15 protein-coding genes are annotated in these 14,214 nt (G+C 29.6%); all 15 read left to right on the top strand.

What is annotated here, in order from left to right:
- Positions 1–32 precede the first annotated feature (32 nt).
- The 15 genes from ACRC03_RS12960 (at position 33) to ACRC03_RS12890 (ending at position 14,176) form a co-directional block, all read left to right on the top strand.
- Positions 33–1,169, top strand: coding sequence for an amidohydrolase (locus ACRC03_RS12960; RefSeq protein WP_438652997.1), 1,137 nt, complete (start codon positions 33–35; stop codon positions 1,167–1,169).
- Positions 1,170–1,183: 14 nt separating this feature from the next.
- The gene (locus ACRC03_RS12955; protein WP_438652996.1) at positions 1,184–2,602 is read left to right on the top strand and encodes a YfcC family protein; all 1,419 of its coding nucleotides are present in this window, start codon (positions 1,184–1,186) and stop codon (positions 2,600–2,602) included.
- Positions 2,603–2,642: 40 nt separating this feature from the next.
- Positions 2,643–3,830 (top strand): M20 family metallopeptidase, encoded by a 1,188-nt coding sequence (locus tag ACRC03_RS12950; protein ID WP_438652995.1) that lies wholly within the window; start codon positions 2,643–2,645, stop codon positions 3,828–3,830.
- A gap of 201 nt (positions 3,831–4,031) precedes the next feature.
- On the top strand, positions 4,032–4,784 hold the full coding sequence (locus tag ACRC03_RS12945) for a GntR family transcriptional regulator (RefSeq protein ID WP_438652994.1): 753 nt from the start codon (positions 4,032–4,034) through the stop codon (positions 4,782–4,784).
- Between the two features lie 24 nt (positions 4,785–4,808).
- Positions 4,809–5,222 carry a PTS sugar transporter subunit IIA gene (locus tag ACRC03_RS12940; protein ID WP_438652993.1) on the top strand — a complete coding sequence of 138 codons (414 nt, stop codon included), beginning with the start codon at positions 4,809–4,811 and terminating at the stop codon, positions 5,220–5,222.
- Positions 5,223–5,225: 3 nt separating this feature from the next.
- Positions 5,226–5,969, top strand: a complete 744-nt coding sequence (locus ACRC03_RS12935; protein WP_438652992.1) for a BtpA/SgcQ family protein — start codon at positions 5,226–5,228, stop codon at positions 5,967–5,969.
- On the top strand, positions 5,969–6,439 hold the full coding sequence (locus ACRC03_RS12930) for a PTS sugar transporter subunit IIB (RefSeq protein WP_438652991.1): 471 nt from the start codon (positions 5,969–5,971) through the stop codon (positions 6,437–6,439). The genes ACRC03_RS12935 and ACRC03_RS12930 overlap by 1 nt, the downstream gene beginning before the upstream one ends.
- Positions 6,440–6,462: 23 nt before the next feature.
- Positions 6,463–7,221 carry a PTS mannose/fructose/sorbose/N-acetylgalactosamine transporter subunit IIC gene (locus ACRC03_RS12925; protein ID WP_438652990.1) on the top strand — a complete coding sequence of 253 codons (759 nt, stop codon included), beginning with the start codon at positions 6,463–6,465 and terminating at the stop codon, positions 7,219–7,221.
- Complete coding sequence (locus tag ACRC03_RS12920; protein WP_438652989.1) at positions 7,205–8,047, top strand: PTS system mannose/fructose/sorbose family transporter subunit IID; 843 nt, start codon at positions 7,205–7,207, stop codon at positions 8,045–8,047. Before ACRC03_RS12925 ends, ACRC03_RS12920 begins: the two co-directional genes overlap by 17 nt.
- A gap of 282 nt (positions 8,048–8,329) precedes the next feature.
- Positions 8,330–9,424: an ABC transporter ATP-binding protein gene (locus tag ACRC03_RS12915; protein ID WP_438652988.1), complete on the top strand. Its 1,095-nt coding sequence runs from the start codon at positions 8,330–8,332 to the stop codon at positions 9,422–9,424.
- Positions 9,425–9,427: 3 nt separating this feature from the next.
- Positions 9,428–10,699 carry an ABC transporter substrate-binding protein gene (locus ACRC03_RS12910; protein WP_438652987.1) on the top strand — a complete coding sequence of 424 codons (1,272 nt, stop codon included), beginning with the start codon at positions 9,428–9,430 and terminating at the stop codon, positions 10,697–10,699.
- A 61-nt stretch (positions 10,700–10,760) separates the two neighbouring features.
- A complete protein-coding gene (locus ACRC03_RS12905; RefSeq protein ID WP_438652986.1) occupies positions 10,761–11,573 on the top strand; it encodes a carbohydrate ABC transporter permease in 813 nt (270 codons plus the stop codon).
- The gene (locus tag ACRC03_RS12900) at positions 11,557–12,393 is read left to right on the top strand and encodes a carbohydrate ABC transporter permease (RefSeq protein WP_438652985.1); all 837 of its coding nucleotides are present in this window, start codon (positions 11,557–11,559) and stop codon (positions 12,391–12,393) included. Before ACRC03_RS12905 ends, ACRC03_RS12900 begins: the two co-directional genes overlap by 17 nt.
- On the top strand, positions 12,393–13,322 hold the full coding sequence (locus tag ACRC03_RS12895; protein WP_438652984.1) for a prenyltransferase: 930 nt from the start codon (positions 12,393–12,395) through the stop codon (positions 13,320–13,322). The genes ACRC03_RS12900 and ACRC03_RS12895 overlap by 1 nt, the downstream gene beginning before the upstream one ends.
- 23 nt (positions 13,323–13,345) lie before the next feature.
- Positions 13,346–14,176, top strand: a complete 831-nt coding sequence (locus ACRC03_RS12890; RefSeq protein ID WP_438652983.1) for an ABC transporter substrate-binding protein — start codon at positions 13,346–13,348, stop codon at positions 14,174–14,176.
- Positions 14,177–14,214 lie beyond the last annotated feature (38 nt).

Below are 14,214 nucleotides of genomic sequence, written 5' to 3'. Positions count from 1 at the left end.
ATAACACTTAAAAAACTTCAAGGGGGGACACTATGTTAATAAAAAATGGAAAGGTATTTTTATTACAAGAAAAAGGATTTGTAAGACGAGATATATTAATAGAAAATCAAAAAATAAAAGAAATATCACCTTACATAGAGGGAGAAGCTTACTATGATGCAAATGGAAAATACATTATGCCAGGGCTAATAGAAGCACACTCGCATATAGGAATGTGGGAAGAAGGAATAGGTAGTGAAGGTGATGATGGATGTGAAAGTTATAGTCCTATAACATCAGGCGTTAGAGCTATTGATGCTATAAATCCATTTGATGAGGCATTTGAGGAAGCATTGTATGGTGGAGTAACAGTAGCTTGTAGTGGACCAGGAAGTGCAAATGTAATTGGAGGACAATTTGCCTTAATTAAATTGCATGGAAATATAATAGATGAAATGGTATTAAATCCATATATTGCGCAAAAATGTGCCTTTGGAGAAAATCCAAAGGCTGAGTTTGGGAAAAAAGGCAATGCACCTATGACTAGAATGGGAATAGCATATTTACTTAGAAAAGCATTAATAGAAGCTAAAAATTATAAGGCAAACAAAGAATTAGCTCAAAACAAAGGGGAACACTTTGACATAGATATAGACCAAGAAGCACTACTTAAAGTATTGAATAAAGAAGTACCATTAAAAGCACATGTACATAGAGCTGACGATATATGTAGCGCAATTAGAATAGCAAAAGAATTTGATATAGATATGACTCTTGACCATTGTACAGAAGGTCATTTAATAGTAGATTACATAAAAGAAAGTAAATTTCCGGTAATAGTAGGCCCATCTTTTGGTTCAAGATCTAAGGTAGAAATAAACAAGAAAAGCTTTAAAACAGTAAAAGTACTGATTGAAAAAGGAATACTAACAGCAATAACAACAGACCACAATGTATTACCACAACAATCATTAAACATGTGTGCAGCAATGGCAGTAAGAGAGGGTCTTGATGAATTTGAAGCACTGAAAGCCATAACTATAAATCCAGCTAAAATACTTAGAATAGATAATATAAAAGGTAAATTAGAAGAGGGAATGGATGCTGATATAGTAGTTTGGAATAGTCATCCATTAGATATAAAATCAAAAGTTGAAAAAGTAATAATAGAAGGTGATGAAATAATTTAAAGGGGGAGACAACAATGATAGCACAACAAGAAAAGAAAAAGTTTGAATTAAAAATACCAGAAAAGATGCCACATACTTATATATTATTATCAGGAATATTAATATTAGTAGCTATAATGGCAAACTTTATACCAGCAGGAGAATTTCAAAGAATAGAAGACCCAGTAAGTGGTAAAATGGTAGTAGTTCCAGGGTCTTTTACATATATAGAAGGAAATCCACCAGGAATATTTGATGTATTTATAGCAATACAAAATGGATTTGTAAGTGCTGCAGATATAATATTTTTCATAATATTTGCTTACTCATTTGTTCATATAATGATAAAAAATGGAACTTTTGATGCAGTATTAGGAACTATGATAAGAAAATTAGGAAATAAAATAGAACTATTGATACCTGTGTGTATGTTAACATTTGGAGTACTTGGAGCAACAATGGGACTATATGAAGAAGCCTATGGATTACTACCAATATTTATAGGTATGGCAGTTGCGCTAGGATATGATGCAGTAGTAGGTGGAGCTATAGTATTTATAGGGGTATCAACTGGATTCTCAGCAGCGATAATAAATCCTTTTACAGTAGGTATAGCACAAGAAATAGCAGGAGTTCCAATGTTTTCAGGTGCGGGATTTAGAGTGTTATGCTTTATAGTGTTTATGAGTGCATCTATATCATATACATTTAACTACGCAAGAAAAGTAAAAAATGACCCTACTAAATCAGTGTTGTATGGCACGGAAGTAAATTTAAGCTATACATCATCACAAGATGAATTAAAGAAAAAAGTACTAACTATAAGAAATAAATTATGTATCTTAGTATTTTTAGTAACAATAGCAATGTTACTTTATGGTACTATGGAGCTTGGTTGGTACATAAATGAGCTAGCAGCGTGGTTTTTAATGATGATGATAGTAGCAGGTGTAGTAGGAGGATTTACCTTTACAGAAATAGCAGAAAGTTTAGTAGAAGCAGCAAAAGCTATGGTTTTTGGAATACTAGTATGCGGATTTAGTAGAGGGGTACTTCAAATATTAAATGAATCTCAAATAACAGATACAATAGTGTATACCTTATCATCAATGTTAGAAGGGAAAAATACATATGTATCAGCTTTCGGAATGTTAGGAGTACAAAATATAATTAACTTCTTTATATCAGGATCAACAAGTCAAGCAACTATAACAATGCCAATAATGGCACCAGTTGCAGAACTTATAGGACTTAACAAACAAATAGCAGTACTTGCATTTCAATTTGGAGATGGATTCTCAAATATGTTCTGGCCAACGGTGGTAGCCTTTGAGTGCGGTCTTATGGGAATACCTATAAATAAATGGTATAAATTTATAGCTCCACTATTTGTAATAATGGTTGTACTACAATTTGCAATGATGGCATTAGCGGTAACAATAGGATATTGTTAGATATTTAATGCATAGATAAGATATATGAATGGAGGAAAATATGGAAATACAACAACTAAAACAATTAGCATATAAAATAGAAGATGAAATGAAAAGAGAGTTTGAAGAAGTAAGTGATTTTATATTAAATAATCCCGAATTAGGTGGTAAAGAATACATATCATCTGAGTATCTTACACATAAAATAAAAGAATATGGATTTGAAATAACTTATCCTTACTTAGGAATAGAAACTGCATTTAGAGCAGAATTAGGAGATGATGAAGGTCCAACAATATGCTTTTTATCAGAATATGATGCATTACCAGGTTATGGACAAAATAATGATGAAGTAGCTCATGCATGTGGACACAATTGGATAGCAGCATCAACTCTAGGAGCTTGTGTTGTACTTAGCAAATTGAAACAACATTTTAAAGGGAAAATAGTGCTTATGGGAACTCCGGCAGAAGAAACCATAGGATATAAATATGACTTAGTTGAAAATGGTGCATTTAATGATATAGATATAGCCTTTCAAATGCATATAGAATCTGAAAATAATATAAACTGCAAATCACTAGCAATGGATTCCATAGAATTTGAGTTTACTGGAGTAGCATCACATGCAGCATCACACCCTCATAAAGGAATAAATGCACTAGATTCAGTAAACTTAATGTTTGCAGGAGTAAATGCACTTCGTCAACATGTAAAAAGTGATGTAAGAATACATGGAATAATAACTAATGGAGGACAAGCTGCGAACATAGTACCAGAAAAAGCAGTATGTCAGTATTACATAAGGGCAACTGAAAGAAAATACTTAGAAGAAGTAACACAAAAGGTTATAAACTGTGCAAAAGGTGCATCACTTATGACGGGAGCAAAATTAAGTTATAAAAACTTTGAAAATCCTTTTGATAATATAATAAACGTAAAAACATTACAAGACATAACTAAAAAGAATTTACAAGAAGTAGGTATAGTAGATTTTTTAGAAGGAGCTGATGGACCTACAGGTTCAACAGATATAGGAAATGTAAGCCAAGTATGTCCAACTATGTACACTGAATTAAAATTAGATGTTAGTCCAATGGTATATGTTCATGATAAAGAATTTTTAAAGTACTTAGATACACCAAGTGCTTATGACATATTACATAAATCAATTAAATCAATGGTAACATCGTCACTAGAAATATATTTAGATAGAGAGCTATTAAAAAAAATAAAAGCTGAATTTTAAATAAATTAAATATGGAATATCAACTTACAAATGAGGCATCTAATAATTATTAGGTGTTTTATTTTTTTCTTTATTTAGTTTAAAAAGCAATCTATGATCTAGCATAAAATAAAAAAATTGACAACGTTTTCAACTTGTTATAACATGTAATAAATAAGTTGTTATATAATGTTATAAAAAATACATAAGGAGGTGCTAAAAATGGATGAAAAAAGGCAAAATAAAGAAATTGATTTAGAGGTAAATTCATTTATACCTTTATACCAGCAATTATACGATAACTTAAGAAAACAAATAGCATCAGGTAGATATAAACCAGGTGATAAACTTCCATCAGAAGGAGACTTATGTAAAGAGTTTAGTGTGAGTCGGATAACAGTAAGAAACGCACTTAATGAGCTTGTAAAAGAAGATATACTGTGCAAAAAGCGTGGGAAGGGGACTTATGTAACAGTTCCAGAAAGAATAGAAGCCACATGCGCAGGAAATAGTTTTACAAACTCTTGTCATAGAATTAATTCGAAACCAAGTACTAGGATAATATCTACATCAATAGAAAAAGCAAATAAATATATTTCTGAAGCTTTAAATATTGAACAAGAAGATAAGATAATACTTATAAAAAGACTTAGATTAATAGATGATATACCAGTTATTTTTGAAGTTGATTATTTTAGAATAGATTATAATTTTTTACTAAAAGAAGAATTGGAAGACAATTCCTTAATGGAAGTTATATCTAAGAATATAAGCACACAACCAACTCGTGTAGAAGATATATTTGAAGTAAAATATTCAAACAAAGAATATTCCAAATATCTTAAATGTTCTAGTAATATGCCATTACTAAAAGTAAGGCAATTAGTATATACAGAAAATAATGAAGTTTTATATTATAATGAGCAGCTAATAAGAAGTGATAAATACAAATATGCTGTAGCAACAAAAATATAATTCATACTTAGGAGGGTAATAAATATGAGAAAAATAATATTAGCATCTCATGGTGAATTTTCAAAGGGGCTTTTAGATTCTGCAAAAATGATAGTAGGAGACTTATCAAATTGTATTAGTTCATATAGCTTATCTCCTGGAGAAAGTGCAGCAGATTTTGCTTTAAAACTAGAAGAAGCAATAGTGGAAGATAAAGAAACAGAATATGTAATTTTATCAGACTTATATGGTGCAAGTGTATGTACTGCGATGTTAAGGTTAACTATTTTACCTAATGTTAAGTTGTTTTCAGGGATGAATTTAAATATGGTACTAGAACTTCTTACAAGATTTTCAGAAGAATTAACTAAAGAGGATATTGAGCAATTAGTTGAAGAATCTAAAATGGGAATTCAAAATGTAATATTACAAATAAATGAGGAAGAAGAGGTATTTTAGTTTATGGGGAAAAAGGGAATATTATCAGTTTTCAAAAATAAGAAACCAATTATAGCGATGGTACATTTAAAAGGAGAGAGTCCAGAAGAAATTTTTGAGAGAGCAAAAAAAGAAATTTCCATATATGAAGAAAATGGTGTAGATGGAATAATGTTAGAAAATTACTATGGTAACTACTATGACTTAGAAAGAATACTAGAGTATGTATCAAAAATCAATTTATCAATACCGTATGGAGTAAATTGTTTAAATGTTGATACTATGGGATTTGAATTAGCAACAAAATATAATGCAAATTATGTTCAAGTTGACTCTGTTGTAGGTCATGTTAAACCTAGAGATGAAGCTACATTAGAGGAATTTTTTAAACTACATCGCTCGAAATGTCCAGCTTATTTAATAGGTGGAGTACGTTTTAAATATCAACCAATGTTATCAGAAAATACAATTGAGGAAGATTTAAAAATAGGGATGACTAGATGTGATGCTATAGCAGTTACACAAAATGCTACAGGTGAAGAAACATCAATGGAAAAAATAGAATTATTTCGTAATAATTTAGGTGATTTTCCATTAGTAGTTGCAGCCGGAGTTACATTAGAAAATGTAGGAAAACAACTTGAAATAGGAGATTTGGTAATCGTAGGAAGTTATTTTAAAGATAATTTCAAAGATTTTGGAGAAGTTAGTCCAAATCATGTAAAAATATTTATGGATGAAATTAAAAAAATAAGGGAGGAATTATAATGATTAAATTAGTAAGGGTAGACCACAGATTAATACATGGACAAGTAGCATTTACATGGACAAAATTTTTAAATACAGATTGCATATTAATAGCAAGTGATGAATTATTGAAGGATGAGCTAAGAATAGCAGGGCTTAAAATGGCTAAACCATCTAACGTTAAACTTGTAATAAAAAGCATAGAGGATTCTGTAAAAGCACTTAATTCAGGGGTTACTGATAAATATAATTTACTAATACTTTGTGAATCTGTAGAAGATGTTTATAGATTAGCTAAGGAAGTTAAAGTTATAAGTGCTATAAATATTGGGGGAACAAAATCTGACGATAATCGTAAAAATATATCTAAAGCAGTTCACGTATCAGAAAATGATATTAAAATGATTAAAGAATTAGATTCACAAGGAGTAAATGTATTCGTACAATTAGTTCCAGATGATGATGCTACAAGTGTAATGAAACTAATATAAAATATTTTAGGGGGGAATAAAAAATGGAAATAACACAAGTTATTTTAATAACTCTAATTGCATTTTTTGCATATATGCATTGTTTTGTAGGTTCTACAATGCACAATAGACCTATTGTTGTTGCACCACTTGTTGGTTTGGCATTGGGAGATTTACATACAGGTATAGTAATAGGAGCAACATTAGAATTAGTATTCATGGGGGCTTTCCCAGTAGGTGCAAGTAATCCACCTGATTTCGTATCTGGTTCTATTATAGCAACAGCATTTGTAATATTAACTGGTCAAGATGTATCTGCAGCAGTTGTACTTGCAGTTCCTATAGCAACTTTAGTATTGCTTATAGACAATTTCTTAATGACAGTAGTGCTTACGTGGGGTGCTCACCTTGCTGACCGTTATGCAGAAGAGGGAGACCTTGAAGGTGTAGAACGCATGCAACTACTATTTGCCATAGGAAATAAATTAATATTGGCATTAATAGTTGGAATAGGATTCTCATTAGGAGTTCCAGCAATAGAAAAAATCCTTTCACTTGTACCAGGGTATGTAATTCATGGAATGGATGTTGCAGCAGGTATAATACCAGCAATAGGTTTTGCAATGTTAGCTAAAATGATGCTTAATAAGAAAATAGTAGCATTTTTATTATTAGGATTTGTAATGGTTGCATATTTAAAGATAACTGTAACAGGAGTTGCATTATTTGGATTGGCAATAGCTTTAATATATGTTAATTTTTCAGGTACAAAGGAGGTAGTAGTAGATGACAACGAATTCTAAGAAACTAGATACAATTTCACCAGATAGTAAAATTACAAGAAAAGACTTTTGGAAATGTTATAGAAGATCTTTAACATTAGATTCATCTTGGAACTATGAACGTATGCAAAACTTAGCATATGCATATACGATGGCACCAATAATTCATAGATTATATAAAGATGATAAAGAAAAAAAATCTCAAGCTTTAAAGAGACATCTTGAATTTATGTCAGTTACTCCTCATATAAGTACCCTTTTAGTAGGAATATCTGGAGCTATGGAAGAAGAAAAGTCAAAAAATGAAGCATTTGATGAAAAAAGTATAAATGCAGTTAAGTCAAGTCTAATGGGTCCAGTTTCAGGAATTGGAGATTCATTCTTCTGGGGAACATTAAAACTTATAGCGGCTGGAGTGGGCATAGCGCTATCTTCTCAAGGGAATATAATGGGTCCAATTTTATTTCTTTTAATAATAAATATTCCTCACTTTATCTTACGTTACATATGTTTAGACAAAGGTTTTAAGTATGGAACTCAGTTTTTTAAAGATGTAAGTAGTTCTAATATAGTTTCAAAAATCATGGAAGCAGCTTCAATGTTAGGACTTATGGTAATCGGAGGTATGACTGCATCAAATGTAGCATTAGAACTTAGTATTACTGTAGGTAGTGGAAAGTGGGCAGAGCCTATTCAAACTTATTTTGATCAAATTATGCCATGTATGCTTCCAGCAATTATATTTGGAATTATATATTGGCTACTAGGGAAAAAAATTAAAACAACTACTATATTAATTTCAGTTATAGTTATTTCTATAATTCTAGCGGCACTAGGAATAGTATAAAAAATTTTATAGCAAATTAAATTTAAGACATCATGCCTTGAGTGTATACTTGAGGCTTTTTACTATTTTAAGGAAACTATATTACATCAAAAAACTTTGGATAAGCTGACAAGTCCAAGCAACATCAATAGACTTTAGTGCGATCAAGAAAAGATTTTAATTAACTTAAATAAAATTATATATAAAAAAAATCTATATTAAATCTAAAACTTATATATCTGACTTTAAAAACTTTTGTTATAATAAAACCTAGTGATAAAAAGGTTTTTAGTTATATAAGAGGTGATACAAATTAGTTATATAGAATTTAAAAATATTATAAAAAGATATAAAAATAACGATAAAAACACATTAAATAAATTCAACTTATCCATAAATAAAGATGAATTTATAGTAATAGTTGGACCTAGTGGAAGTGGTAAATCAACTTTATTAGAATTAATATGTGGATTTGAAGATATAACAGAAGGAACTATAAAGATAGAGAATAAAGTTATAAATCAGGTTTTACCAAAGGATAGAGATGTTTCTATGGTATTTCAAAACTATGCTATCCTTCCTCACCTAACAGCGTATGAAAATATAGCATTTGGGATGAAAATAAGAAAAGAAAAAAAAGTTACAATAGATGAAAAAGTAAGATGGGCATCAAAAATATTAGAACTAGATGAGCACTTAAATAAAAAACCAAGTCAACTATCTGGAGGACAAAGGCAAAGAGTAGCAATAGCACGAGCAATGGTAAGAGAACCGAAATTATTCTTAATGGATGAACCATTATCAAACTTAGATGCAAAGCTAAGATACTCAACATGTAATGAGATAATAAATTTACATAAAAGAATCAATGCAACAACAATATATGTAACTCATGACCAAGTGGAAGCAATGACTATGGCAGATAGATTAGTAATTTTAAATGATGGAGAAATACAGCAAGTAGGCACTCCGGTTGAAGTGTACACAAATCCTAAAAATTTGTTTGTAGCAAGTTTTATAGGTAAACCTCAAATTAATACTTTTGAATTTGAAATTATAAATGAAAAGATAAAAATAGAAGATGGTATAGTACTTAATATTGATGAAAAATTATCTATATTAAAGCAGAACAAGAAATATATAATTGGAATAAGACCAGAGCATATAGTAATCAATGAATATGACGACAAATTACCTAGTATATTTAAATCCACTATAAAAAAAGTAGAATACTTAGGTGGAGAAACTGTGCTTTATCTTGAATGTGAAAATATAAAATTTACAACAAAAACATATGAAGTAAAATCATATGAAATAGGACAACAAATATATATTAGCTTTAATTTAGAGAAGGCACTTATATTTGAGATAGACACAAAAGAAAACATAGGAGAGTAAAATATGAAAAACAGATTAAAAGTAATTAGTGTAGCAATGACATTAGCATTAACATTAGTAGGATGTACTCCAAAAGAGGAGGCTAAAGACTCTAAAATAGGAGGTACTATTACAGTAGTAACAGATAGAACAGATGCAGATGAATTATTTGCACAAATGGAAAAAGACTTTATAGCAAAATATCCAGAAGTAGAAGATATAGTATGGGAATCATCAGCAGATTATGACTCATATATAACAACTCGTATGAATACGAAGGATTATGGAGATGTATTATTAGTACCATTTAGTATGAGTGGAAATCCAAGTGAATACTCAAACTACTTTGAGCCACTAGGAAAAGTAGAAGAATTAGAAAAAGAATACATAGACGTTACAGAAGCGGACTATGATGGTGTATCATATGGTTTACCAGTAGCACTTAACTCATTAGGAATAATATATAATGAAAATGTATTAAAAGAAGCTGGAATTGAGCAAATGCCAACAACAGTAGAAGATTTTATAAAAGCATGTGAAGAAATAAAGGAAAAGACTGATGCAGTACCTTTCTATACTAATTATCAAAGAGCTGCAGTTTGGGGCGGAGCTTTAACTTCATTTGGAGGAGAACAATATAGATCTGAAATGTTAAAGGCAGGAACTGCTTTTGAAGAAGGACAACCAATAAGAGAAGTAATGGATATATTCTATAACTTAACTTCAAAAGGTCTTACGGAAGCTGATCCAATAACATTAGATGGAGCTAAGGCACAACAAATGTTAGCTAACGGCGAAATAGCAATGATGATGATGGGATCACAAGATGTACCTGTAATACAAGGTTTAAATGATAAAAATACTATAAATATAGCTCCATTCCCAGTTGAATTAGATGGAAAAACAAGTTTAGCACTTGGAGCACCTGGTGTAATAGGAGTAAACAAAAATAGTTCTAATATAGAAACATCAAAAGCATTCTTAGAATTCTTTGTATCAGCAGAAAGTAAATATGCAGATAACTTAGGTGGGATGACACCAAAGAAATCAGATTTAACAAATGAGAACAATGAATTAATAAAAAATAACAATGTTATATTAACGGTACCAACAGAAACAACAGAAACAGAAGAAAAATATGCGTTAGTAGCTAATCAAGTAGGGGTAGCAAGATTAAGTGATGCATTACAAAAAGTTATAAATATAGGTTTATATCCAAATCAAAATGAAAAATATGAAGATTATATAAAAAGCTTAGAAGCAGATTGGGTTCAAGCTGTTAAGGATAATGAATAATAAAGATTTGATAAGAAAAGAAAGAAGAATAGTTTTTCTCTTTCTTTTTTTTCCGTTATTATTGTTATTAATCTTTGGACTATTACCTATATTTACTTTAGTTAGCTATAGTTTTACATCTTGGAATGGCATATCTGAGGTTAAAGAATTTGTTGGATTTGATAACTATATAAAAATACTTACAAACCCTAAGTATTTTCAAGTATTTATAAACAGTTTATATTATTTTGCAGGTGGAGCTATAGAAATTATAATTGCATTATATCTTGCAATAATTTTGTCTTTTAAAGCAAGAATGAAAAACATATTCAAAGCAATATACGTATTTCCTTTACTTATAAGTGGAGTTGCAGTGTCTATGATGTTTAGAATATTTTTTGAACCAAATGGTACATTTGATTATATATTAGCATCATTAGGACTACAAGAATATATTCATTACTGGTTAGGTAATCCAAGATTTGTAAACTATACATTGTCTAGTATTTCAATATGGAGGCATACAGGTATGAGTTTTATAATGTATTTTGGAGCGATTCAATCTATACCCAAAGAATATTTCAAGATAGCAGAAATAGAAGGTGCATCTTTTGGACAAAAAGTAAGGCATATAATATTACCAAACATACATATTGTATTGAAAATAAACTTTATACTATTAACCATTGGAGCTATATCTGTATTTGAAGTGCCTATGATAATGACAAATGGGTCTAATGGAACAGCGACATTTTTAGTACAGACTATGAAGACGGCATTTGAAAAGAAAATGATAGGTCTTGCAGCTAGTATGGCTGTTATAGTAAGTATAATAATTACAATTATGACTTTAATTCAAAAGAAAGCGTATAAGAAATATGATGAAAATTATTAAAGAAATATTAGTAAAGGTATTTAAATATGGTAGTTTAATATTATGGTCGCTAGTAATTTTACTTCCTATATTAACTATATTTTTTGGATCCTTTAAGACTTATGACGAGTTTATGAATACTCCAGGAATAATGCCACCTGAGAATTTTTTAAACTTTGAAAACTATAAAATAGCTTTTATAAATGGAAAAATGCTAGTAGGTTTTACTAACACATTTATACTAATATTATTTGGAGTGATAGGTAGTATAATAATTGGCTCAATGGTAGCTTATATTATAAATAGATTTAATTTCAAATATAAAAAGTTAATACTTGCAATGTATTTATTGGTATCAATAGTTCCAATGGAAGTATCTCAAGTATCTACTTTTAAAATAATAGATGCTATGGGAATTTATAATACAAGATTAGCTCCAATAATTTTGTACTTAGGAGCAGATGTATTGATGGTGTATATATATTTGCAAATGCTTGAAAAAATTCCAATAGAGTTAGATAGAGCAGCAATGTTAGAAGGAGCAAATTACTTTCAAATATACACGAAAGTTATATTTCCTTTAATAAAACCAGCAACGGCAACTGTATGTATGATGAAAGTAATAGCAATATACAATGATTTTTACATACCATTTTTATATATGCCAGGAGAAAATTTAAATACAATTTCAACAACATTATTCAGATTTATGGGCCCATTAAAAACAGAATGGCAGTTGATAAGTGCTGCAATTATAATAAGTATGATACCAATGATAATACTGTATTTATTTTTACAAAAGCATATATATCAATCAATAACCTCAGGGAGTATTAAATAATGAACAAGAAGAATTTTTTACAAAGAATATACACCGTTATGGAAATAAGAACAGGGTTTGCTACAGGATTACCAGTTTTAAGTGGTGGACTATTTGGAGCTTATCTAAATGGTAATTTGAATATATGGTTACTAGTACTTATGTTTATAACCGGATTTTGCTTAAATATAGTTGCAAATATTGCAAATGAAATAAGAGCTTTTTTAAAGAATGAAGAAAATGAAGATACTTTCACTGGTCATCTAGGAAGTGAGGGTTTAGTAAGAGGAGATGCAAAATTAATAGAGGCTATAGTTGCAATGTTATTTATGTTAATACTTAGTGGTATATGTGGATTATCAATAGTATTTATTACTAAAGATATTAACATATTGATAATCGGAGTATTAAGTGTGTTGGCAGCTGTATGCTACTCTTTAGGACCAAAGCCATATATAGTTTATCCTATTGGAGAATTAGTATCTGGAATATTTGTAGGTGCAATAAGTTGTTTTGTATCTGCTTATATTCAAGTAAATACAATTAATTATGCAATAATTTTATACTCTGTAATAGCTATGATAATGACTGTATTTTTAATGTCTACTAACAATACTTCAGATTATGAAAAAGACATGGGTACTAGAACTACATTACCTCATATTATAGGATTTAGAAATTCAATTAAAATCATAATACCAGAAGCAATGCTTATGACACTTTGTTGGATTATTTTATTTATAACTAAGAATATTACTATAGTAATGTTTATAAGTGGATTGTTAGTGTTTTACTATTATGGTTATGTACGTTGGTACAAAGATTATTATAAAATAGAAAAAGTATATCCTCAAATGGGTAGAGAATGGGGACCAAGACCACTTTTATTAATTAATAGTTTTCATTTATTATTGGGAGCAGAGTTTTTAATTCCTTTAATAATGAAGTAAATGTAACGAAACGGGAGGATAAAATGAAAAATATAAATTTAAAATTAACTAAAATAAATCCGTTAACTATGCCTGTGATAATAGCAGATAAGATGGGTATATTTGAAAAAAATAATATAAAAGTTAATCTAAGAATAGATGAAGAGTTTGTATTTGATGGAAACAAAGATTTTCTTGAAGGCAAGGTAGATGCAATGGTTGGAGATATAACTTTTTTCTTTTATATGCTAGAAAAAGGAAAAAAAGCTGTAGTAACATCAAACCTAACAAGAACAATACAAGTAGTTGGAAAAAATTATCCTAAGGATATGAAAAATTTAAAAGTAGGTGTAAATAGAGCTGGATTATTTAGATTATACTTAGAAAATGATTTGAAGGAAATACTTCCGGGAGCTGAAGTTGTATGGCTTAGCAATTCATATGAAAGACTTCAAGCTTTAGAAGAAGGAAAAATACATGCCTTAGTAGCAATAGAGCCTTTTATAAGTGATGTAATTGAAAAAGGTGGAGACGTTATTTGGAAAAGTAAAGATAGTGATAAAAACTTAGTAATGTGGTCATTTGATGAAGACTTTTACAAAAATAACAGAGATGCTATTATAGACTTTCATAAGTCATTAGAGGAAGCTCAAACTGTATTTAACTCTTCATCATCTGAGGAAAAAGTTAAGATGTGCATTAAGTACGGAGGATATAGTGACAATCTAGCAAGCAGAATGGCTACTTTTGAATTTGAAAAACAAGATAATTTTAGAATTGAAGATTTTGAATTATGCCAAGAGTGGATGTATAGAGAAAAAGAAATAACAAAACTACACAAGGCTGTGAATTTGGTAGCAGATATATTTAGTTAAGAGAGAGTAATTGCTCTCTCTTTTAAAACTGAGATATA

Source organism: Romboutsia sp. (assembly GCF_051659545.1).
In the GTDB taxonomy this organism is placed as follows: Bacteria; Bacillota; Clostridia; order Peptostreptococcales; family Peptostreptococcaceae; genus JBOFOR01.
The sequence above is the reverse complement of the archived record's forward strand: the minus strand, read 5'-3'. Positions and strand labels throughout refer to the sequence as shown.

Bases quoted from the DNA above. Each gene is read 5' to 3' on its own strand.
- ACRC03_RS12900 (WP_438652985.1), top strand. From the start codon at position 11,557: ATGATGAAAATTATTAAAGAAATATTAGTAAAGGTATTTAAATATGGT.
- ACRC03_RS12910 (WP_438652987.1), top strand. From the start codon at position 9,428: ATGAAAAACAGATTAAAAGTAATTAGTGTAGCAATGACATTAGCATTA.
- ACRC03_RS12920 (WP_438652989.1), top strand. From the start codon at position 7,205: ATGACAACGAATTCTAAGAAACTAGATACAATTTCACCAGATAGTAAA.
- ACRC03_RS12940 (WP_438652993.1), top strand. From the start codon at position 4,809: ATGAGAAAAATAATATTAGCATCTCATGGTGAATTTTCAAAGGGGCTT.
- ACRC03_RS12955 (WP_438652996.1), top strand. From the start codon at position 1,184: ATGATAGCACAACAAGAAAAGAAAAAGTTTGAATTAAAAATACCAGAA.
- ACRC03_RS12945 (WP_438652994.1), top strand. From the start codon at position 4,032: ATGGATGAAAAAAGGCAAAATAAAGAAATTGATTTAGAGGTAAATTCA.
- ACRC03_RS12925 (WP_438652990.1), top strand. From the start codon at position 6,463: ATGGAAATAACACAAGTTATTTTAATAACTCTAATTGCATTTTTTGCA.
- ACRC03_RS12935 (WP_438652992.1), top strand. From the start codon at position 5,226: ATGGGGAAAAAGGGAATATTATCAGTTTTCAAAAATAAGAAACCAATT.
- ACRC03_RS12895 (WP_438652984.1), top strand. From the start codon at position 12,393: ATGAACAAGAAGAATTTTTTACAAAGAATATACACCGTTATGGAAATA.
- ACRC03_RS12890 (WP_438652983.1), top strand. From the start codon at position 13,346: ATGAAAAATATAAATTTAAAATTAACTAAAATAAATCCGTTAACTATG.
- ACRC03_RS12930 (WP_438652991.1), top strand. From the start codon at position 5,969: ATGATTAAATTAGTAAGGGTAGACCACAGATTAATACATGGACAAGTA.
- ACRC03_RS12960 (WP_438652997.1), top strand. From the start codon at position 33: ATGTTAATAAAAAATGGAAAGGTATTTTTATTACAAGAAAAAGGATTT.
- ACRC03_RS12950 (WP_438652995.1), top strand. From the start codon at position 2,643: ATGGAAATACAACAACTAAAACAATTAGCATATAAAATAGAAGATGAA.